We start from the raw sequence: 21,286 nt of genomic DNA, 5'->3' as shown, positions 1-21,286 counted from the left end.
AGCTCTGCCTGCGCGAGATCGAGCAGGAGCGTGGCCGTCAGCGGGCCGTGAACGACCAGCCCGCGATAGCCCTCGCCTTCAGCGGCATATGGCAGGTCATAGTGAATGCGGTGGCTGTTGAAGGTCAGCGCCGAATAGCGGAACAGCAGCGGCTCGTCCGGGGTCAGCGTGCGGTGCGCGGTCCACGGCCCCGGATCGAAAGCGCCCTCCCCAATGGCGGCGGCACCAGGGGCGATCCGGCGGCTGCGGCGGCGCGATAGACCACGCTCTGCACTTCGCGCACGGCCACTGCACCATCGCTCAGCGTGTCATGCGCAACTTCGACAAAGACCAGCGCGCCACTGGCGCCCTGCTTTTCCGTGATCGCCGCAACTGACGATCGACGCTCAATTGCCGCGCCAAGCATGATCGGCGCAACAAATTCCATCTTGCTCGCCGCCCACATCCGGCGCGGGAGCGGCACTGGCGGCAGGAAGCTGTCCGGGCTGTCGTCACGCAGCGGGTGACCGTCGGCCCCCAGCGTCGACGTTGGCGCATCGGGCGTGCACAGGCACCAGTGGAAGCCTTGCGGCATGGTCCCGTCGGCGGGCGCAGCGCGATCGAACGTGGCCAGCCAGCGCGCGGCAAGTGCGGCGTCGGCGCGATCCGTGCGCCGCTCGGTCCGGCCGACCCAGTTCTGCCATTCACCCATCAGTTGCGCCCTTCCAGCAGCCCGCGCGCAATGACCTGCGCCTGGATTTCCGCGGCGCCTTCGAAGATGTTGAGAATGCGCGCATCGCACAGCACGCGGCTGATCTCGTACTCGAGCGCGTAGCCATTTCCGCCATGGATCTGCAGCGAGGCATCGGCGTTCGACCAGGCCGCGCGCGCCGCCAGCAGCTTGGCCATGCCGGCCTCGATATCGCAGCGCTTGCCTGAATCCTTGGCCCGGGCGGCGGCATAGGTAAGCTCGCGCGCAAGGACCGTGTCGACCAGGCTCATCGCCAGCTTGTCGGCCACGCGCGGAAACTGGACGATGGCTTTGCCGAACTGCTTGCGGTTCAGCGCGTAGTCCAGCCCCAGTTCCAGCGCGCGTCTTGCCACGCCGACGGCGCGCGCGGCGGTCTGGATGCGCGCGCCCTCGAACGTGCGCATCAATTGCTTGAAGCCCTGCCCTTCCTCGCCACCGAGCAGAGCATCGCCGGGTGCGCGCAGGCCATCGAACTGCAGCGCATATTCGCGCATGCCGCGATAGCCGAGCACCTCGATCTCGCTGCCGCTCATGCCGGGTTCGGGGAAGGGTTCAGCCTGCGTCCCCCGACGCTTGGGCACCAGCAGCATCGACAGCCCGGCATAGCCCTTGGCATCAGGGCGCGTGCGGGCCAGCATGGTCATCAGGTCCGACCGGGCGGCGTGGGTGATCCACGTCTTCGCGCCATCGATTACCCAACCCTCGCCCTCACGCCGTGCGCGGGTCTGCAGCGAGCCGAGGTCTGAGCCGGTATCGGGTTCGGTGAACACCGCTGTCGGCAGGACCTCCCCGCTGGCGATGGCCGGAAGCCACTGCGTCTTCTGCGCCTGTGTCCCGCCCAGCACGATCAGCTCGCCCGCAATCTCGGACCGCGTTCCGAGCGATCCGGCACCGATCCAGCCGCGCGAAAGCTCTTCGGTAACCAGGCACATCACCAGCTTGCCGAGGCCGAGCCCGCCGAACTCTTCGGGGATGCAGACCCCGAACGTGCCGAGATCGGCCATTGAACGCACCGTCTCGTCCGGGATCAGCGCATTGGCGAGGTGCCACTTGTGGGCGTGGGGCAGAATCTCGGCATCGGTGAATCGCCGGAACTGGTCGCGGATTGTGTCGAGCTCCTGATCGCCAAGGCTTTCCGAAGGCCACTGCCCGGCGGCAAGAGCACTCACCACTTGCGCGCGGGCATCGGCGTGGTCAGTTTCGAGCAGGTCCGCGCAGTCCTGCGCCAGTCCGCGCGCCGCGGCGATCAGCCCCAGATCGGCTGGCCGCAGGATCTCGTTCTGGCCCATCGGCAACCCGCCGACGAGTTGGCCCAGCGTCTCGGCAAAGGCCAGCCGGGCTACTGTTTCATCGAGCGCGCCACCGGTGCATTCGGCCCAAGCCGCCACCGCCTCAAGCGCGGCAACGCTCGTCGCGATCCAGGCAAAGCCGTGCGCCGCACGCTGGTGCTCGTCGATCCGCGCATCTTCCAGCCGCCCGGCCAGCGCCGCCTGCGCCGCTGCTTGATAGCGCCGCGCCGCACCCAATTCCTCCTCAAACATCCTGTTCTTTTTCCGGATTGTAGAATGTAAGCATTGCTATTATCGCCATGCCATGAAAGTCAACGTGGCCTTCTTGTCATCTGACGTCGGACGCCTGTTCCGCAAGCGCTTTGCCGCCAGTGCCCAGCACTTTGGCGTGACCGGGCCGCAGTGGCGCATGCTGGCTGCGATCCAGCGCGATCCCGGCACCAACCAGGGCGCGCTGGCCGGATGGCTCGAGGTTGAGCCGATCACCGCCGGGCGGATGATCGACCGGCTCGAGAAGCTGGGCCTCGTCGAACGGCGCGACGATCCGGCGGACCGGCGCTGCTGGTGCCTCTATCTCACCGCCAAGGGCGAAGAGCTGATCCGGTCGATGACACCGCTGGCGCAGCAAGCCATTGGCGAGGCGGTTTCCGGCCTGACCGACGACGAACATACCCAGCTCCTCTCGCTGCTCGAACGCGTGCGCATGAACCTTTCCGATGATACCACACCTGAAGCGAACCTGATCCATGGCCGAGGCTGATCCTTTTCCCCCCAGAATGCGCCCGCTGCCCAAGCCGCGAAGGAGCACGTTGGCGAGACGCGTTCCAGGCGTACCCGCACGATGCTGATGGTGCTCGGACCGGTTGTCATTGTTGTCGGGGCACTGTGGTACTGGTTCGGTAACCAGGGCACGGTCGAAACCGACAATGCCTATGTCAAGACCGACATCGTCGCTGTTGCGGGCGAAGTCAGCGGCCTGATCACCAAGGTCAACGTGCGCGAGAACCAGCACGTCAAGGCGGGCGACGTGTTGTTCACGATTGACCCAGCCACTTTCGACGCCACGATCCGCCAGGCCGATGCGCAGATCGCCACGGCGCAGGCCAGGGTCACTGCGCTGAACGCCGACGTTGCCGCCAAGGCCGCAGATCTTGCTGCCGCCAACGACGACCTTGCCCTCGCCCAGGCGAACTTCGCGCGCGAGAAGGCGCTGATGGACAAGGGGTTCAACACCCGCGCCCGCATGGATGCGGCGGAGCATGCCGTGGCCGTGGCGCGTGACCGCATCGTCTCGATCCGCGCCGAGGTGGCGCAGGCCCGCTCGGAACTGGCAACCGGCGCGCAAGTGCCCGGCGTCAATCCCGCCATCGCTGCGGCGCAGGCCAACCGGGCCAAGGCGACGCTCGACATGGAGCGCACCGTCGTGCGCGCGCCAGCCGATGGCGTGGTCACACAGGTCACGCGATTGCAAGTCGGGCAGATGGTGTTCCCCGGCGTGCCGATGGTCTCGATCGTGCGCGATGGCAGCGCCCGGGTCGATGCAAACTTCAAGGAAACCGATCTTAACCACATGCGGCCCGGCCAGCTCGCCGAGATCGAGATCGACGCCTATCCCGGCCTGAAGCTGAAGGGCCACGTCGAATCCATCGGCGCGGGCACGGGTTCGGAATTCTCCGTGCTTCCGGCGCAGAACGCCACCGGCAATTGGGTCAAGGTGATCCAGCGCGTGCCAGTGCGCATCGCCATCGACAGCAAGTCGGAGCGTCCGCTTATCGCCGGTCTCAGTTCCGACGTCACCGTCCATGTCGGCAAGTAGCGGGGAAACCCCACCGCTGGTCTCGCGCAACCGGCCGCTGATGCTGGTCGGCGCGATGGCGGCGATGGTCATGTACACGCTGGACACCACGATCGCCAACGTCGCACTGCCGCACATGACGGCATCGTTGAGCGCGACGCAGGACACGATCACCTGGGTGCTGACGAGCTATGTGCTTGCCTCGGCCGTGGCGCTGCCTCTGGCGGGCTGGCTGGTGGACAAGTTCGGCATCCGCACCATGATGCTCGCCTCGGTGCTGCTGTTCACGGTGGCATCGATGCTGTGCGGCGTTGCCCAGAACCTTGAACAGATGGTGCTGTTCCGCGTGTTGCAGGGACTTGGCGGGGCGTTCCTCTCGCCGCTGGCGCAGACAGTGACTCTCGATTCCAGCACGCCTGCGGAACGGCCCAAGATGATGGGGCTCTACACCCAGGGCGTCATGCTCGGGCCGATCACCGGGCCGATCATCGGCGGATTCCTTACCGACAATTACAACTGGCGCTGGGTGTTCTACGTCAACCTGCCGGTCGGCCTGATCTGTTTCCTGCTGCTGTGGCTCTACCTGCCCAAGACGCCGACCAGGCACCGGCGCGTGGACATTACCGGCTGGGTACTGGTCGCGCTGACGGTGTCGGCGATCCAGCTGATCCTCGACCGGGGCCTGACGCTCGACTGGTTCGCGTCGGCCGAGATCGTCGCTTACGCGGTGGTGGCGCTGGCCGGGGCGTGGCTGGCGATCTTCCACCTTTCCGGCACTGCGCAGCCGCTGTTTCCGGCGGCGCTGTTCCATGATCGCAATTTCACCGTAGGCCTTGCCTTCATGTTCCTGATCGGACTGGTGATGATGTCGGTCATGGCGCTGCTGCCGGGGCTGCTTCAGCAGATCTACGGCTACACACCGTTGCAATCGGGCATGTTGCTGGCCCCACGCGGCATCGGCATGCTGGCGTCGATCACTCTGTTCGGGCGGTTCATGACCAAGATCGACGCTCGCGCCCTGCTCGCGCTCGGTCTGCTGCTGATGGGCGGCTCGATGTGGCTGATGACCGGCTGGTCGCTGGAGATGCCGCGCGGCCCGATCATCATGGCCGGGCTGCTGCAGGGGCTGGGCCTGTCGTTCACGTTCATGCCGATGAACCTGATCTCCTTTGCCACCTTGCCGCCGCACTTGCGCACCGATGCCTCGAGCCTGGGCAACCTGATGCGCAACCTCGGATCCTCGATCGGCATTTCCGCCGCCTCGGTGGAACTCGCCCGCAACATTCAGGTCAACCATGCCGAGCTTGGCGCGCATGTCACGCGCACGCTGGTGCCGTTCGATCTCGACCGGATCACTGCCTATGGCGGCACTGGTGAAACGTTGCTCCGGGTGATGGATGGCATGGTCAACCAGCAAGCTGCGATGATCGCCTACATCAACGATTTCTATGCGATGGCGATGGCCTGCGTGGTGGCGATCCCCCTGCTGATGCTGGTGAAGCCGGCCAAGCCCGCGCCACCGCGCTGACTCTGCTAGCGCTGGACAAAAAAATGGGGCCGACTTGCGTCAGCCCCTTTTGAAGTTTGGGAGAGGATGCCTGAAAGGCCTTTTCGGTATGCGTACTTTGCCGGATTCCCGCAAATGAGAATAACGCTTCTAAATTTGCGTTTTATGCAACTGTCGCGCGTTTTGCCGCCAGAACCGTATTGCTGAGCAGGCAGGCGATGGTCATTGGCCCCACCCCACCTGGCACCGGAGTGACCGCCTTGGCATGGTCCAGCTCGTGCGTGGCGCAATCGCCGACGATTTTCGTGTTGCCATCATGGTCGACCACGCGGGTGATACCCACGTCAATCACCACGGCGCCCGGCTTCACCCAGTAGCCCCGCACCAGATGCGGCGCACCGGCGGCGGCAACGATGATATCCGCCTTGCGCGCGACATCGGGCAGGTCCTTCGTCTCGATGTGGGTGACTGTCACGGTCGCCTCGCGTTCGAGCAGCAGCATCGACACCGGCTTGCCGACAATGTTCGACTTGCCGATCACCACCACGTTCAGGCCGCGATAGTCATCGATCACGCTGTCAAGCAGCAGCATGACGCCCAGCGGGGTGCAGGGCACGAGTCCGCCGGTGCCGGTCGACAGGCGGCCGACGTTGACCGGGTGGAACCCGTCGACGTCCTTGCCCGGATCGATGCGATCAAGCACCAGCGAGGCATCGATGTGCTTGGGCAGCGGCAGCTGGACGAGGATACCGTGGACTTGCGGGTCGGCGTTGAGCTCGTCGATCAGGGCCAGCACCACGTCCTGCGCCGTTTTTGCGGGCAGGCGATGCTCTATCGAGCGGATACCGGCCTTGCGGCACTGCGCGATCTTGCGCCCGACATAGACCTCGCTCGCCGGATCATTGCCGACGAGGATTACGGCAAGGCCGGGTGCATCGCCACCTGAGGAAACGATGTCCGCCACGTCCGCGGCGGCGCGTGCCAGCACTTGCGCAGCCAGCGCCTTGCCATCGATAATCTGGGCCATCGCTTGTTCCTCAACCGCTAATATTGTATGTGTTGCATACAATATTAGCGGTGAGACGCGCTGAATGCAACCGCTTCGGGCACGACGTCGGCCAGCACATGGGCCAGTGCCCGTGCATTCAGATCGCGTGCCTTCTCCTCGGTCTCCGCCTCGCTGTAGCAGCGCAATTCCGGCGCATTGCCCGAGGGACGGAAGTGGATGATCGCACCATCGGCAAAACTCATGCGATAGCCATCGGTTGTGTCGATGCCGGTGGGGAAACCGGCGATTTCGCCGAACAGGCGGGCGATGCGGGCAAGCTGCTCGTCCTCCTCGCCGTGGCTGAGAAACGCGATCAGGGCGGCGCTGTGATCCTGCGGAAAATCGCCAACGCGATCCGAGAAGGTGAAGCGCGGCGGCAGTTCGGCCACGACTTCGGCCAAGGGACGGGTCTTTGCGTTCAACACCACCGCGATGATCGGCAGCAGGGCATCGCGCGTCGGCAGTGGCGCAAGATCGTCCACCGCGCTGCCGAGCAGGAAGCCGCCATTGGCTTCATAACCGCAGACCCGCGCTGCAGGGTCTGCCTCAGCCGCGTCCATCATCGCTCGGATCACATAGGGCGACCCGATGCGGGTGCGCACGACCTTGGGCGCCGCGCCGCTCAATTCCAGCACGGTGTTGGAACTGACTGGGGTGACGACCACGTCCGCCGAGACGGCACGCGCGCACAGCAGGCCGACGATGTCGCCGCGCAGCCAGGTGCCATTCCCGGCAGCCACAAGCGGGCGATCGGAATCGCCATCGGTCGAGATGATCGCGTCCACCTGGTTCTCCGCCGCCCACATGGCGGCAAGCGCAATGTCCTCCTCGCGGATCGCTTCGGTGTCCACTGGTACGAAGACCGTCTCTCGCCCAAAAGGCACGGCTTTGGCTCCCAGCGCCTCGACTGCCCGGACCAGCACGTCGCGCCCGACGGCGGTGTGCTGGTAGACGCCGATGGTCAGCCCTGACAGCGCATCCGGGCCGAAATGGCGGACGTAACGGGCGATGTATTCGTCCTCGACCGGGGTAACTTCGGGTAGGGTAGCGGGGCTCAACAGGCTGTCGTCATTACCGAAGCGGGCCGGGTCAATCGTCACGCGCTGCCCGACGATGCCCGCCTCGTCGCTCTTCAGCACTTCGCCATGGGGACGATAGAACTTGATGCCGTTGCGGTCTGCCGGGATGTGGCTGCCAGTCACCATGATCGAGGGGATGCCCAGACCCATCGCGTGCAAAGCAAGCGCGGGTGTGGGCGTGAGGCCGCAGAATACCACTTCCCCACCACAATCCTGCACGGCGGTGGCGCAGGCAGCGAGGATGCGTGGCGTGCTGGTTCTGAGGTCTCCGGCAAGGGCTACGCGATCCCCGCTGGAAAATTCTCCAATCTGGCGCAGGTACTGCAGAAAAGCGCTGGCATAGGCGTGACAGAGCTTGTCGGTCATGGCCGAAGCGAGACCGCGCACGCCGCTGGTGCCGAAGGGAACCCCGCTCGAGGCCATCAATTCCGACACGGAGACACCCGATTCAGAACCTATTGCGTTCATTTGCAAAGACTTTTCCTTCCGATCGCGAGCCTGCGCCGCCTGGCCGACCTTGCCCATACCGCACAGGCGAAAGCTGGCAAAGCACGTTAGCTCGTTTGGCTTGGAACCGGGGCAAGCGCGTTACGTTCCCCGGGAAAAGCCGATCTGAGCATACTTTATCGTCCATCGTGCCAAGGGCACATCTTGCAGGACAGCAAAAAAAGTTCACACAACATTGGCACAAAGATACCGAACCATCCCCATTTGTGCTGCAACTGCGAAGAACGGATTCTCTACAAACGATGGCAGCCGCCCAAACCGACCCGTCCGCTCCTGCGGCGCACCACCCCGTACCCACGATCCGCGACTTCTTCCGCTGGTCGCGGCAGGTTCTCGGGCCGGATGCGTCGTTCGTGCGGCTCGCGCTGCTATTTGGCGTTGCGATTTCGCTACTGTCGCTGGCCACGCCGATCTCGGTGCAGTTGCTGATCAATTCGGTTGCCAATACGGCCCTGCCCGCGCCGCTGCTGACGCTGGCGGCGATCCTGTTCGTGCTGCTGCTGATCTGGGGCGTGCTGAGCGCGTTTCGCGTGCATTTGCTGGCCCGGTTCGAAAGGCGATTCTTCGCCCGGCTCGTGGCGGAAATAACGCTGCGCGCGGTCCATGCGCAGAATCCGTTTTTCGTGGACGCCCGCCGCGGTGACCTGTTCAACCGCTTCTTCGACATGGGCATCGTCCAGAAGACGCTGACCAGCCTGCTGATCGGTGGCTTTACCATCGTTCTGCAAAGCTTTGTCGGGCTAGTGGTGACAAGTTTCTACCACCCGTTCTTCCTGGCCTTCAATCTGGTGCTGGTGCTGCTGGTGGTGATCATCTGGCGCATCTGGGCAAATGCCTCGATCGCCAGCGCAGTTGCCAAGAGCCACGCCAAGCATGCGACAGCGCACTGGCTCGGCACGGTTGGCGGATCGAACGGTGTCTACAAGTCCAGCCGCCACATGGCTTACGCCATCAACCGTTCGGAAGAGATGACTGCGGGCTATGTGGCGGCGCATCGCCACCACTTCCGCTATACCTTCGGCCAGACCCTGGCGCTGCTGCTGCTCTATGCCCTGGCCAGCGCCGGTCTGCTGGCAATGGGCGGCTGGCTGATCCTGCAGGGCGAGCTTTCCATCGGACAGCTGGTGGCTGCCGAGCTGATCCTGTCCGGCGTGTTCTATGGCGTGGCGCAACTCGGAACCTATCTTGAGGTGTTCTACGAATTGTCCGCCAGCCTCGAAGAGCTGCACCTGTTCTGGGAAGTGCCGCAGGAGGCCGCGCCGAAGGACAACGCCGCCTGCCCGCCCGATGGCGCGATCCGCCTGCGGCAGGTCCATCACGGAGATCACGTTCTCGATTTTTCGGTGCCGAGCGGCGCGCAAGTCGGCGTGCTTGCCGCGCCGGGGGTGGAGCGTACGCTCGCCACCTTGCTCAAGCGGCTGGAAGTGCCGCGTTCGGGCATCGTCGCGGTGGGCGGGGCAGACCTTGCCACGCTTGACATGTACCGCCTGCGCTCGGACGTGATCGTGCTCGATCGCCCGACCATCGTCGAAATGTCGGTGCGCGAATATCTCAGCCTTGGTGATCCCTCCCGGCCCGAGGCGCAGATCGATGCGCTCGCGCTTGTCGGCCTGGATCGCCGCGTGGGCTCGCTGCCGGGCGGCCTTGATGCGCTGCTGTCAAGCTCTGGCTATCCGCTCACCGTGGGCGAGACCATGGCGCTGAAGCTTGCTGGCGCGCTGATCGCCCGCCCGCGCGTGCTGATGCTTTCACCGATCTACGACATGCTGCCGCCGGCAAGGCTCGAAGCCGTATTCGCGGCGCTGCGCCCGTATGGTACCACGATCCTGCAGTTCACCAACCGGCCCGAGGGACTTAAGCGCGACTCCTGGCTGTGGATCGGGCCGGACAGCCAGGCCGAGGGCCTTACTGTCGATGACGTGATGCATTTCGCCTATAACGGAAGGGAGGGCTGAAGCATGACTGCCAAGGCCTCTCCCCGTTCGCACGATCTTACGGGATTCACCACGCTGGCCAGTCTGCGAGTGCCGCGCACCACGCGCACGCTGGGGCGGATGATTGCCATCACCATACCGCTGCTGCTCGTCCTGCTCTTCGCGGTGAAATGGGTGCAGACCGCGCCCGGACGCGGCGATGTCATCGCGCTAAACCCCGAAGACCGCGTGCAGCAGGTCACCGCACTGGTCCCGGGCCGCGTGGAGCGCTGGTTCGTGGTCGATGGCCAGCAGGTCAAGAAGGGCGATCCGATCGCCCGGATCATCGACAATGACCCCGACCTGCTGATCCGCCTGGCGGCCGAGCGGGAACAGGTGGTGGCACAGATCAGCGCGGCCGAGCAGGCCATGGCAACCGCGCGGCTGGACGTTAACCGTTCATCGCAGCTCTATGCCGAGGGGCTGGCGGCGCGGCGCGACTATGAAGCGACGCAAATCAAGGTGGCCGAACTCAACGCCAAGCTGGCCGAGGCCCGCGCAAAGCTCAGCAAGGTGGATATCGCGCTCAACCGGCAGTCGGCGCAGCTGGTGCGGGCACCGCGCGACGGCCGCGTGCTTTCGCTCAATACCGCAGCCGGGGCCACTCTGATCAGCGCCGGCGATCTCCTCGCCACGATCGCACCCGAGCGGCAGCAGCGCGTGGTCGAACTGCTCGTAGATGGACGCGATGCCGCGCTGGTCCGCAAGGGTCAGCCGGTGCGCCTGAACTTCGAAGGCTGGCCGGCCATCCAGTTCAGCGGCTGGCCCTCGGTTGCGCAGGGCATGTTCGATGGCCGCGTGCTGACGATCGACCCTTCGGCCCAGCCCAGTGGCCTGTTCCGCGTGCTCGTGGAGCCAATGCCGGGCAAGCCTGCCTGGCCGAACGACAATTACGTCCGCCTCGGTTCCAAGGTGCGTGGCTGGATCCAGATGGAGACCGTGACGATCGCCTACGAACTGTGGCGCCAGCTTAACGACTTCCCACTGGAATTCCCGACGCCGGTGGACGCCGGTCCGCGCAAGGGCAATGGTCTCAAGGCCCTTTCCGACAAGGACACGAAAAAGGCCAAGAGCGGGGCGAAAGCCGGGCAAGGCTACGGCGAGGAAGAGGAAGCGAAGTGATCGCGCGTCTCTTCGTGGCACTCCTCGCGCTGCTCGCCCTTGGGGGAGCGGCGCGGGCGGAGGAGCTGACGCTGCGTGAGGTGCTGCAGTCCTCTGCCACCCATGCCCCGCAGATCCTCGAGGCGATGGCGCGTCAACGGCAGGCCGATGCCCGCCTGCTCAGCGCCGAAGGCCAGTTCGACCTTGTCTTCAACGCCGAGGCCACTGCCCGTCCGCTGGGATATTACAACGGCTCCACCGCCGAGGTCTCCGCCTATCGGCCGCTCCAGAACAACGGCGGTCAGGTCTATGGAGGCTACCGCAAGTCGATTGGCGATTTCGCCTCGTACGAAGGCAAGTCGGTCACCAACGAATTCGGCGAGATCAAGGCCGGCATGTTGTTTTCGCTATTGCGCGACCGGGTGATCGACGAGCGGCGGGGACGGCGCGAACTGGCAGGCTTCGACATCGAACTGGCCGAGCTTGATCGGGATCTGGTGGCCATCGGGGTGCAGCGACGCGCGATCGAAGCCTACCAGCTGTGGGTCGCGGCGGGGCTGCGTGTGAAGATCTACCGCGAGATCTATGATCTGGCGAAGGAACGGCAGGATTCGATCGAGCGGCAGATCCAGCTGGGCGCGCGGCCTGCGATCCTGGGGACCGAGAACCAGCAGAACATCGTGCGCCGCCAAGCGCTGCTCGTGCGTGCTGAGCAGGACCTGCAACTGCAGGCCAATGCCCTGTCGCTGTTCCTGCGCGATGGCCTCGGGCAGCCGGTCGTCCCGTCGTCAGACCGATTGCCGCCGCGCCTTGTCGATGGCGTCATGCCGCGTCTGGTCGATCAGAGCACGGCGATTGCCGCCCGACCGGATCTTCAGGCTCTGCTGACCCGGATAGAACAGACCGGCATACGGGCTCGACTGGCCGAAAACGAGCTGAAGCCCCGGCTGGACGTGCGCGTGGAAGCCTCGAAAGACATCGGTGACGGTTCGCCGATCCGCCGCCCGACAGAGGGCATTCTTGGCCTGCGCTTCTCGGTCCCGCTGGAACAGCGCGCGGCCAAGGGACGTATTGCCGAGGTTGCCGCCGAGCAGGATGCGCTGTCGCTGCGTCTGCGCCTGCTTGAAGACCAGATTGGCGTGGAGATCGCCAACTTGCGGACGCAGGTGACCGGTGCGGAGAAGCTTGCAGGCCTGGCCATCGCCGAGGCCGCGCTCGCCCGCAAGATGGCGGAAGCGGAACGCCGGCGCTTTTCGCTCGGTGCCAGCGACTTCCTCGTCGTCAACTTGCGCGAAGAAGCGCTGGCCGATGCCACGATCCGCGAAATCGACGCGAACTACCGCCATGCCGCTTCACAGGCCGAACTCGCCGCCGCCTTGGCCGACCGGGAGCAACTCGGCCTTTAGGCGGCGTGGACAACCCCTGCGGGGCTGGACCAAAACCGCCATTTCGGCGTCGGCTCGTCGCACAATATTCCCGATATTGCGCTTCCTCGCCTCCTTGAACTGGCGGTTTTTGCCTCCAGCCGTGGCGCTGTGGAATTTGTCCACGCCGCCTAAGGACAACTGCGGATGGCTTCCCTGCGAAGGTGTAAACCACACCGCGCCTAGTCCGGGGCTCCCCTTCCCCGGAGCCTTCGAATGTCCCTTGTTGCCGCTGGCCTAGCCGCCGTTCTTCCTGCCCCTGCGGCGGAACTGCCAGCACCGTCCGAACCGCAGGACGAAATCGTCGTCACGGCCCAGAAGCGATCGGAGAAGGCGAGCGATGTGCCGATCTCGCTTTCCGTGCTTGGAGGCGAGAACCTTGAAGCTGCGCGCCTGACTCAGGCTGACGATCTTGCCGCGCGCATCCCGAATTTGCGCTTCAGCGCCACGGTCGGTGAGAATACCCCGATCTTCGCGCTGCGTGGCGTTTCGATGTCGGACTTCAGCCTGAACCAGGCTGGGCCTGTCGCCGCCTATTACGACGAGGTCTACAAGGGCAACTTCGCCTTCCTCGGCCTTGCACTCTACGATCTATCGCGCGTCGAGGTGCTGCGAGGCCCGCAAGGCACGCTCTATGGCAAGAACACCACCGGTGGCGCGATCAACTACGTTTCGGCACGTCCGGTGTTCGGCAGCGAAGGCTACCTCAAGCTGGGCGCGGGCAATTACAATCGCTTCGAAGCACAGGGCGCGCTGAACATGCCGCTCGGGCCCACTCTCGCCGCGCGCGTTGCCTTCACCGCCGCCCGTGCCGATGGCTGGTTCCGCAACCGTCTGCCCGGTCAGCCGGACCTGTCCTCGACGCGCGAATACGGCGTGCGCGGCACGCTGCTGTGGCAACCGTCCGACAGTGCCGAGCTGATCCTGCGGCTTTCGACCAGCCTGCAGCGCCCGCAGAACTACGGCAACTATTCCAAGCCGCGCCCCGATGGCGTCGGCAACGGCGCTTATGAAGCCTATGGCCAGGGCAGCAGCTACTTCCGCGATGGGCTGGGCATTCGCGAACTGGAAGCGAACTTCACCGCCCGCCGCCTTGCCCGCACCTGGTCTGCCGCGCTCACCGGCACATTCAAGCTGTCCGACACGCTGACGCTGATCTCTGTTACCGGCTGGGACAAGGGCAGCCTCTACGTGCCCGAGGACACCGACGGCAGCCCGCTTCAGGTGCTCGAAATCCCCTACACCGATCGCGGCACCCAGTTCGGCCAGGAACTGCGGCTGGCGTGGGAGGGCGATGGCCCGCTCAGCCTGATCGTGGGCGCGCACCATCATCGCGAAGACCTGTTCAATTCGACAGACCTCAACTTCTGGACCGATCTTGACGTCGACGGCAATGGCCGCGTCGATGTGGACGATTGCACCGCTAACACCAGCCTGTTCGCCTGCGTCATCTCCAACCGCTTCGATCAGGACAAGCGGAGTTGGGCGCTGTTCGGCGATGCGCGGCTGAAGCTGGGCGGCGGCACCACCCTGCGCGGGGGCTTGCGCTTCACCCACGACACGGGCCTGCAAACCGGGCTGACGTCCGAAATCCGCGGCGTCGATGGCGTCCTCGTCGCCACGCCGATTGCCCCGCTTGACCGGCGCTTTTCCGGCAACAACCTCTCGGGCAAGCTCGCGCTCGATCACAAGCGCGATGATGGCACGCTGCTCTTCGCCAGCTACAGCCGCGGCTATCGCGCCAGCGGGTTCAACGCGCAGGCCTTTTTCGATCCGTCGGAGGCAGGCGTCGCCAAACCCGAAATTCTCGACGCTCTCGAAGCCGGGGCCAAGACGCGGCTCGGCGGCATGGCCTCGCTCTCGCTCACCGGGTTCTGGTACGATTACCGCAACCAGCAGTTCCTCTCGGTCAACCCGGCCGACGCCACGCAGACGCTGGTCAACCTCGACCGCTCGCGCATCTATGGCGCGGAGCTGGAAATCGACGCGCGGCCGCTCCCCACCCTCTCGCTCAACGCCGGGCTCGGCCTGCTCCATGCACGGGCGACGCGCGGCGTGATCAGCGGCCTCGACGTGCGCGGCCACCACCTGTCCAACGCCCCTGCCCTCACCGCCAACGCCGCGATCGACTGGACCGCATGGGAGGCCGGCAGCGCCCGCCTCACGCTGCGCGCCGATGCTTCTTACGTCTCTTCGCAATACTTCGAGATCGTCAACATCCCGCGACTGCGCCAGGGCGGCTACGCCCTGCTCGGCGCCGGGATGGATTACGTGCGCGGCGACTGGACGGTGTCACTCTGGGGCCGCAACCTCACCGACCAGACCTACTTCACCTCACGCATCGACCTTTCGGGATTCGGCTTCGACTACAACCACGTCGGCACCCCGAGGACTTGGGGCGCGAGCGTGAAGCGGGCGTTCTGATCGTGTTGGGGGGCTAGCGCGGGGCCGACAGAAGAAGTGGCGGTGCGGCTACTGCCTAACCTTTGGCCGGCACCGGAAACGCCAGCGTGAACGTCGATCCCTTGCCCTCGGCCGACTTCACCGCGATGCGGCCGCCGTGGAGTTCCATGTAGAACCGCGCGGCGTGCAGGCCCACACCGCTGCCCTTGAAGCGGCGGGCGTTGCTTGAGCGGAAGAAGCGGGTGAAGAGCTTTGACAGCTCGTCGGAGGGAATGCCGATCCCCTCATCGCTGACCGAAATCAGCACCTCACCGTTACGGGCGAAGCAGCGCACCCGAACCGGCTGTTCTTCGGGCGAATACTTGATCGCGTTGCCGATCAGGTTGTCGAGCACGCGCAGCACCAGAACCTGGTCGAGCATCAGGTCGGGCACATCGTCAAGCTCGGCCACGAACGGGCGGTGCGGATGGACCGAGCGCTGGCCGAGCAGGGCGCGTTCCACCATAGGCCTGATGTTCGCTCGCTCAGGCTGGAAATCGACGCGGCCTTCCTCGATCGAGGCCCAGCCGAGCGTGCGATCCACTGCCTCGGTCATGCGGCGCGCGGTATCGCGGATCGTTTCCGCGCGTTCGGCAATTACGCTGCCGGGCTCCGCGAGACGGGCGATACGGCGCGCCGAACCGTCGATCACGCTGAGCGGCGTGCGGAAATCGTGGCTGGTGACCGAGAGGAACTGGCGCTGCGTCTCGGCAATCGCGCGTTCCCGTGCCAGCGCCTTGTGCAGGCGGCGCTCGGCGCGGTAGGCGCGGGTCACGTCGGCCTGACTGACCATCAGCGACAGGCGTCCGGTCACGGGATCGGTCAGGCGGCGCAGCGTTACCTCATGCATGCGGAAGGACGGGCCGGCCATGCGCAGGGTCGCTTCGGCACTGCCGCTTTCGAGCGCCCGCGCGCGCAGGGAAACCGCCTCGTCGGGATGGGCAAACAACGTGGCGAAATTGTCCAGCCCCGGCAGATTGGTGCCCTGCAGCCGGTTGATCAGCGCTTCAGCGGCCGGGTTGTGCATCAGCCACTGCCCGCCTTCGCCCAGCAGCGAGATCATCAGCGGCGATTGCCGCACCGCCTCGATCGCGCGGGTCTCGAACGAGCTGTCGGCTACCTGCATTGGTGCATCGGCGGCGTCGACCAGCAGCGCCATGCGCCCGTCCTCGAGCGCCACGCCATGGAGGCGGCAGTCGCGCTGGAACGGCTGCCCTTGCGGATAGAAGGTCCAGCGCTCGCTACGCACCTCGCCTCTTGTCAGCGCAAGGCGCAGGTTCTCCAGCCGCTCCGCCGTTCCCAGCGCTGTAGGGTTCAGATCCCGGGCACGAAGCGCGTCGACAGATTCGGCCCGCCAGAAGCGCAAACCTGCGGGATTGGCCCAGGCCATGCGTGCCTTGTCGAAATCGTAGATCCACACTGCACGCTCGACCAGCGCGAGCAGGCACAAGGCCGGACCGTGGCCAGGCGGCAGGTCGGCTGCCTGGCGAGAGGATTGCTCGTCCGCCCTGTGTCTGTGCGCTCGCATATGGGATTCTGCTTAGAGCTGACAATCTAAATTTAGTATTTCCAAGGATATACGGCAGGTCAGCAAGGAACAACGGGTGTTCGCAGGACTCGCACGAAAAGGTGAAGGTAGGCAGACCACGCTGGCCCGCTGGCTCGGCGCGTCCTATCTGCGCACCGCTGTCATACCGCTGTGCCTGATCGAACTGGGCTTCCTGCTTAGCTACTGGGCGACCGGCAATTTCACTTACCAGCAGAACGTCGCAACGGTGACGGCGGTCTCGGAGAAGTACCTGACCGACATTGCTGCGCGTGAATCGGCAAACATCACGGCAACTCTTGGCGGTGTCGAAGGTATGACCCGCCTGCTGGGCGCGGAGGCTGGCGAAGCGCTGGCGACGCCCTACGATCCGCCATCATCCGAAAAGGCACGGTATCACGTCGGCTCGGACGGCGTGTTCCACACTACACGAGGCAAGCCCGACGAAGTCGCCGCCTTCTACAGCGGCTTTCATCGGGTTGGGCCTCAAGAGATCGACAAGGTCTGGCGAACGGTCCGGCTTGATCACACGATGCGCCACATCAAGGCGGCATCGCCGCTGGTGAGGCAGGTCTATCTCAACACCTGGGACAGCTACAACCGCATCTACCCCTACTTCGATGTGCTGACCCAGTATGCGCCGAAGATGAACATCCCCACGTACAACTTCTATTACGAGGCGGATGCCCGGCATAACCCGCAGCGCAAGGTCGTATGGACCGATGCTTATGTCGATCCGGCCGGTTCAGGCTGGATGGTTTCGGCCATCGCCCCCGTTTACTCCGAGAAGCGGCTCGAGGGTGTGGTCGGGATCGACATGACGCTCGATACCGTGGTCAGCCGCATCCTCTCGCTCAACCTGCCCTGGCAGGGCTACGCGATGCTGGTGGGGCGAGACGGAACCATCCTCGCCCTCCCCCCGGCTGGCGAAAAGGATCTTGGGCTGACCGAACTCAAGGACCACAAGTACGCCGATGCGATACGGTCCGATACATTCAAGCCCGACCAGTTCAACATCACCCGCCGACCCGAGCTGAAGGCACTTGCGCAGGCGGTCGGCAGTGGCTCCTCCAGGATAAGCCACGTCATGCTGGGCGGCCGCGACATGCTGGCCACGAATGCCAGGGTTGCTGGTCCAGGCTGGACGCTGGTGGTGCTGGCACCCGCTTCGCAGATTCTGGCTGACGCCAATTCGCTGCATGATCAACTGGTCACTGTCGGCGTGATCATGCTGCTGATCCTGCTCGCCTTCTACGTGGTGTTCTTCGCCTTCCTCGTCTGGCGCGCGCGGGCGATGAGCCGGCGCCTAGCCCGGCCCTTGCGCGAAGTGGAGCAACTCATGGACCGGATCGGTGCAGGCGAATACAACCAGACCGCGCCAAAGTTCGGCGTGAGCGAAGTCGACAACCTTTCAGGCCGTTTGGTGGAAATGGGCCAGAAGCTTGGCGAAGCGCATCATCGGATCGTGGCCCAGGAAGCCGAAGTGCGTCGTTCGTATGATACCGAACGCCGCATCACCACCGGCCAGCGCCGCTTCATTAACATCCTCAGCCACGAGTTCCGCACGCCGCTCACCGTGATCGATAGCAGCGGCCAGATCCTGAAACGGCGGGCGACACGCCTTACCGAGGATACCGTCGTCGAACGATCCGACATGATCCGCCGCGCTGTCTCCCGCATACGAGATGTGATGGAAAGTGCGCTGCAACTGGTGCGCATGGAGGAAGGGCAGACAACGTGCCGTCCCGCTGCGGTAGCGCTGGGCAGCATGCTGCGCGAAGCGGTTGCTTCGGCGGGCAGCGAACGCGACATCGAAATCCGGCTCGACGGCGAGGTCGAGCGTGCGCCTTTGTTCATCGACCGCCAGCTGATCCACTCGGCGCTGGTCGCCATCATCGAAAATGCCTGTCGCTTCTCGCCGGTTGAAAACAAGGTCTGGGTTGAGGCGCGAATTCATGAAGGGCGTTGCAGCATTTCTGTCCATGACGAAGGCCCCGGCATCCCTGCGGAAGAACTGCCGCTGGTGCGTGAACGCTTTTATCGCGGATCGAACAGTACGGCCGTCCCGGGCGCCGGGACCGGCCTCTATCTTGCCAACAGCCTGATCGACGCCAACGGCGGGCTGCTCGATATCCAGTCCGTGCCGGATGAAGGCACGGTGGTTACCGCCAGTCTGCCGCTGGCCACGACCACGACCACCGAATTCTGGGAGGCAGCGTGATGAGCGCATTTTCACCCCGGGACTTCCGCGTTCTCTGTGTCGAGGACGAACCGGAAATCTTGCGCGACATCGCCGAGGAACTGGCCGAGCACGGTTTCCAGATCGACAAGGCCGAGAACGCCGAGGCCGCACTTGCGCGGATGGACGAAGCACTGCCCGACCTGGTGCTTTGCGACGTGCAGATGCCGGGAATGACGGGCATCGAGCTGCTTGAAACCCTGCGGGCGCGCCGCAATGCCCAGTCGCTGGTGCCGTTCGTGTTTCTCACCGCGTTCAACGATCGCACGACGATGATCTCGGGGCGGCGCGCGGGAGCGGATGACTACCTGGTCAAGCCGGTGGACTATGACCTGCTGATCGCCACGGTCGAAAGCCATCTGCAGAATGCCGCCCAGCGCCATGCCGCAGCCCGGGAAGAACCCGACACGAACGGACGGGCGATGTTCGTCGCGCGCCTTGTCCGCGCCAGACCGGGCGAAGCGGTGGCGGTGGTGAAGATCGACAGCCAGCCTGAATTGGCGAGCAGGTTCGAAGGACGCGGCGAAAGCCGGATCCAGACCCTGATCGACAGGATGGCAAGGCGGGCCGGTCTTGAAGTCCACAAATTGCACGGCCACGCGTGGGGCGTGATCGGTAGTAGCCTGGCCACCATCGAAAAGGCTCTGCAACCGCTGGTCGAACTCAAGGTTCGCGATAGCCAGTCCATGACCTGGGTGCGTGCACGTCTTTCCCTTTCGGCAGTGACGGCAGAGATCGGCAATGCAACGTCCGGGGAGCTTCTCCTGGAACGGCTGTTGGAAGCCGCCAGGCTTCTGCGGCGCGAGGGCGGTGGGAAGCTGCTGCAGCTCGAAGGCGCAGCCATGTCGGACATGCGGCTCGCCAGCTCGATCCGTGCAGAACTGATAACGGCGTTGCAACAGGGCCAGCTACACGTCTGCTATCAACCCAAGGTTTGCGCGGAAAGCGGCCGTCCGCTATCTGCCGAGGTGCTGGTCCGCTGGGAAAGCCCGCTGCTTGGACATCTCTCTCCGGCGACGTTCATACCCGTGGTCGAACGCGCCGGTTTGCTCTCGCATCTGACCGACTGGGTCCTGCGCGAAGCAGCCGTTGCGCAACTTGCGCTTGTGAAGAAGAATCTTCCCTCGCGGCTGGCAGTCAACATCGGCGCATCCGAATTCACCCCTGATTTGCCCGCCAGGATCTCACGCATTTTTGCCGATTATGGTGCGAGCGAGCACCTGCTTGAGGTCGAAGTTACCGAAACTTCGGTCATCGCCGATACGCGACAGGCCGATTCCATCGTCAAGGCCCTGCACGCTCGCGGCATCGCGGTCGCTCTGGACGATTTCGGCACGGGCTATTCCTCGCTCGCCCACTTGCAGGTCTGCACCGTGGATACGATCAAGATCGATCGCAGCTTTGTTCAGCGCGTCGCGGAATCCGGTCCTGACCAGAAGATCGTGCTCGGCATTATCGGTCTGGCGAAGATGCTGGGTCTGGAAACGGTAGCCGAAGGTGTCGAGCTGGAGTCACAGAGGCGCTGGTTGACAGAGAACGACTGTAACACGTTGCAGGGTTTTGTAATCTCGAAGCCGCTCCGTTTCGACGAGTATTGTCGTCTGTTGCAGGCATGGCCATCGCGCTGATGCGATGGACGCTGGCTAAAGCCGGTTGATCGGGGAAACCAACGTCGCTCTCAAGCAATTCTCCTGCACACGCCCGCCATTTGTCGGCGCGGCCTATGGGGAGTATTTCATGGCTCGACAGAGCGCTCTCAATCTTAGCGACGCCCACACCCAGCAACCTGGCCTCGAGGGCAAGCGTGTGGTCGTTACCGGTGGCACAACAGGAATTGGCCGTGCGATTGCGATCCTGCTGGCTGGCGAAGGAGCTTCCGTCTTCGTTTGCGGGCGCGACGAGCAGCACCTTGCCGACGCGCTCAAGCGGATCAACGAAGTTGGTAAAGGTGATGGTGTTGCATTGGATCTCGCCCGTCCCGAGGGAATGCGCCGGTTTTGGAGCGCTGCCGACGTATCATTGAGCGGTGCTATCGATGTGGCGATCATCAACGCAGCAGTTCCGGCGCAGACACCAATGGAGGTCAATGAAGAGGACCTGCGCTATCAACTCGATACCGATCTGGTGGCCTATGTGATCGCATCACGCGAAGCGGCGCGACGGATGAGCAAAGGTGGCGATATCGTGTTGATCGGATCGATGTCGGCAGTGTCACGCGGCAAGGGAAGCTCGGTCTATGTCGCGGCAAAGTCTGGCGTTCAGGGGTTTGCCGCCGCTTTCCGGGAGGAAATGGCTGAAAAGGACATCAAGGTCGGACTGATTGAGCCCGGGCTGACGGGTGCGGACTTTCAGTATCCGGCATACTCCGATCAGGAGCAGCGCGATGCTATCAATGCTGAAAAGATGCTCCGCGCCGAAGACATTGCTGTCGCTACGCACTTCATGCTGACGCAGCCCCGCCGCGCAGCGGTTTCGCTGATCCAGGTGGAGCCGCGGTTGGAAAGCTGAAAAGGTTTTGCCACGGATGCTGCAGCGCATGGTTGCAGCATCTGCTCGTGACGTAATCATAACAGGCGAACGGGCGAGGCCAAATGACCCCGCCCGCC

Annotated in this window: 15 protein-coding genes; 10 read left to right on the top strand and 5 right to left on the bottom strand. The window is 64.4% G+C overall.

Translation table 11 applies throughout. From position 1 onward, the window contains the following. Positions 1-163 precede the first annotated feature (163 nt). Together C7W88_RS24990 and C7W88_RS21120 are read right to left on the bottom strand one after the other, a co-directional pair. A complete protein-coding gene (locus C7W88_RS24990) occupies positions 164-691 on the bottom strand; it encodes a MaoC family dehydratase N-terminal domain-containing protein (RefSeq protein ID WP_370073263.1) in 528 nt (175 codons plus the stop codon). Continuing rightward, positions 691-2,271: an acyl-CoA dehydrogenase family protein gene (locus C7W88_RS21120; RefSeq protein WP_118075467.1), complete on the bottom strand. Its 1,581-nt coding sequence runs from the start codon at positions 2,269-2,271 to the stop codon at positions 691-693. The genes C7W88_RS24990 and C7W88_RS21120 overlap by 1 nt, the downstream gene beginning before the upstream one ends. Before the next feature lie 52 nt (positions 2,272-2,323). Between C7W88_RS21120 and C7W88_RS21115 the strand changes: the two genes are divergently transcribed. From C7W88_RS21115 to C7W88_RS21105, 3 genes are all read left to right on the top strand, one after another. After that, positions 2,324-2,779, top strand: coding sequence for a MarR family winged helix-turn-helix transcriptional regulator (locus C7W88_RS21115; RefSeq protein WP_118075465.1), 456 nt, complete (start codon positions 2,324-2,326; stop codon positions 2,777-2,779). Between the two features lie 81 nt (positions 2,780-2,860). After that, the gene (locus C7W88_RS21110; protein ID WP_240345009.1) at positions 2,861-3,835 is read left to right on the top strand and encodes an HlyD family secretion protein; all 975 of its coding nucleotides are present in this window, start codon (positions 2,861-2,863) and stop codon (positions 3,833-3,835) included. Then, positions 3,822-5,342: a DHA2 family efflux MFS transporter permease subunit gene (locus C7W88_RS21105; protein ID WP_118075463.1), complete on the top strand. Its 1,521-nt coding sequence runs from the start codon at positions 3,822-3,824 to the stop codon at positions 5,340-5,342. The genes C7W88_RS21110 and C7W88_RS21105 overlap by 14 nt, the downstream gene beginning before the upstream one ends. 142 nt (positions 5,343-5,484) lie before the next feature. Here the strand turns inward: C7W88_RS21105 and C7W88_RS21100 are convergent, their stop codons facing one another. Further along, positions 5,485-6,348 (bottom strand): bifunctional 5,10-methylenetetrahydrofolate dehydrogenase/5,10-methenyltetrahydrofolate cyclohydrolase, encoded by an 864-nt coding sequence (locus C7W88_RS21100; RefSeq protein ID WP_118075461.1) that lies wholly within the window; start codon positions 6,346-6,348, stop codon positions 5,485-5,487. Positions 6,349-6,392: 44 nt separating this feature from the next. Beyond that, entirely contained in the window at positions 6,393-7,916 is a 1,524-nt protein-coding gene (locus tag C7W88_RS21095) for a phosphomannomutase (RefSeq protein ID WP_240345008.1), read from the bottom strand. Between the two features lie 281 nt (positions 7,917-8,197). Here C7W88_RS21095 and C7W88_RS21090 point away from each other — a divergent pair, with 281 nt between their 5' ends. The 4 genes from C7W88_RS21090 (at position 8,198) to C7W88_RS21075 (ending at position 14,877) form a co-directional block, all read left to right on the top strand. After that, positions 8,198-9,910, top strand: a complete 1,713-nt coding sequence (locus tag C7W88_RS21090) for an ABC transporter transmembrane domain-containing protein (protein ID WP_118075459.1) — start codon at positions 8,198-8,200, stop codon at positions 9,908-9,910. A gap of 99 nt (positions 9,911-10,009) precedes the next feature. Then, positions 10,010-11,050 (top strand): efflux RND transporter periplasmic adaptor subunit, encoded by a 1,041-nt coding sequence (locus C7W88_RS21085; RefSeq protein ID WP_205525353.1) that lies wholly within the window; start codon positions 10,010-10,012, stop codon positions 11,048-11,050. Further along, positions 11,047-12,435: a TolC family protein gene (locus C7W88_RS21080; protein ID WP_118075455.1), complete on the top strand. Its 1,389-nt coding sequence runs from the start codon at positions 11,047-11,049 to the stop codon at positions 12,433-12,435. The genes C7W88_RS21085 and C7W88_RS21080 overlap by 4 nt, the downstream gene beginning before the upstream one ends. 234 nt (positions 12,436-12,669) lie before the next feature. Then, the gene (locus tag C7W88_RS21075; RefSeq protein ID WP_118075453.1) at positions 12,670-14,877 is read left to right on the top strand and encodes a TonB-dependent receptor; all 2,208 of its coding nucleotides are present in this window, start codon (positions 12,670-12,672) and stop codon (positions 14,875-14,877) included. A 55-nt stretch (positions 14,878-14,932) separates the two neighbouring features. Here the strand turns inward: C7W88_RS21075 and C7W88_RS21070 are convergent, their stop codons facing one another. Then, on the bottom strand, positions 14,933-16,423 hold the full coding sequence (locus C7W88_RS21070; RefSeq protein ID WP_118075451.1) for an ATP-binding protein: 1,491 nt from the start codon (positions 16,421-16,423) through the stop codon (positions 14,933-14,935). Between the two features lie 76 nt (positions 16,424-16,499). On the opposite strand from C7W88_RS21070, the gene C7W88_RS21065 reads away from it, so the two are divergent. Genes C7W88_RS21065 through C7W88_RS21055 form a run of 3 tightly spaced genes read left to right on the top strand, consistent with a single transcriptional unit; the run spans position 16,500 to position 21,188 of the window. Beyond that, positions 16,500-18,662: a sensor histidine kinase gene (locus C7W88_RS21065; protein WP_240345007.1), complete on the top strand. Its 2,163-nt coding sequence runs from the start codon at positions 16,500-16,502 to the stop codon at positions 18,660-18,662. Continuing rightward, a complete protein-coding gene (locus tag C7W88_RS21060; protein WP_118075449.1) occupies positions 18,662-20,308 on the top strand; it encodes an EAL domain-containing response regulator in 1,647 nt (548 codons plus the stop codon). Before C7W88_RS21065 ends, C7W88_RS21060 begins: the two co-directional genes overlap by 1 nt. Positions 20,309-20,333: 25 nt before the next feature. Then, entirely contained in the window at positions 20,334-21,188 is an 855-nt protein-coding gene (locus tag C7W88_RS21055) for an SDR family oxidoreductase (RefSeq protein WP_370073262.1), read from the top strand. The last annotated feature ends 98 nt before the right edge of the window (positions 21,189-21,286 follow it).

It is taken from the genome of Novosphingobium sp. THN1 (assembly GCF_003454795.1).
GTDB lineage: Bacteria > Pseudomonadota > Alphaproteobacteria > Sphingomonadales > Sphingomonadaceae > Novosphingobium.
This window is presented reverse-complemented; position numbering and strand designations above follow the sequence as displayed.

Coding starts and splice junctions, on each gene's coding strand:
- C7W88_RS24990 (WP_370073263.1), bottom strand. CDS start 691: ATGGGTGAATGGCAGAACTGGGTCGGCCGGACCGAGCGGCGCACGGAT.
- C7W88_RS21120 (WP_118075467.1), bottom strand. CDS start 2,271: ATGTTTGAGGAGGAATTGGGTGCGGCGCGGCGCTATCAAGCAGCGGCG.
- C7W88_RS21115 (WP_118075465.1), top strand. CDS start 2,324: ATGAAAGTCAACGTGGCCTTCTTGTCATCTGACGTCGGACGCCTGTTC.
- C7W88_RS21110 (WP_240345009.1), top strand. CDS start 2,861: ATGCTGATGGTGCTCGGACCGGTTGTCATTGTTGTCGGGGCACTGTGG.
- C7W88_RS21105 (WP_118075463.1), top strand. CDS start 3,822: ATGTCGGCAAGTAGCGGGGAAACCCCACCGCTGGTCTCGCGCAACCGG.
- C7W88_RS21100 (WP_118075461.1), bottom strand. CDS start 6,348: ATGGCCCAGATTATCGATGGCAAGGCGCTGGCTGCGCAAGTGCTGGCA.
- C7W88_RS21095 (WP_240345008.1), bottom strand. CDS start 7,916: ATGAACGCAATAGGTTCTGAATCGGGTGTCTCCGTGTCGGAATTGATG.
- C7W88_RS21090 (WP_118075459.1), top strand. CDS start 8,198: ATGGCAGCCGCCCAAACCGACCCGTCCGCTCCTGCGGCGCACCACCCC.
- C7W88_RS21085 (WP_205525353.1), top strand. CDS start 10,010: ATGATTGCCATCACCATACCGCTGCTGCTCGTCCTGCTCTTCGCGGTG.
- C7W88_RS21075 (WP_118075453.1), top strand. CDS start 12,670: ATGTCCCTTGTTGCCGCTGGCCTAGCCGCCGTTCTTCCTGCCCCTGCG.
- C7W88_RS21070 (WP_118075451.1), bottom strand. CDS start 16,423: ATGCGAGCGCACAGACACAGGGCGGACGAGCAATCCTCTCGCCAGGCA.
- C7W88_RS21060 (WP_118075449.1), top strand. CDS start 18,662: ATGAGCGCATTTTCACCCCGGGACTTCCGCGTTCTCTGTGTCGAGGAC.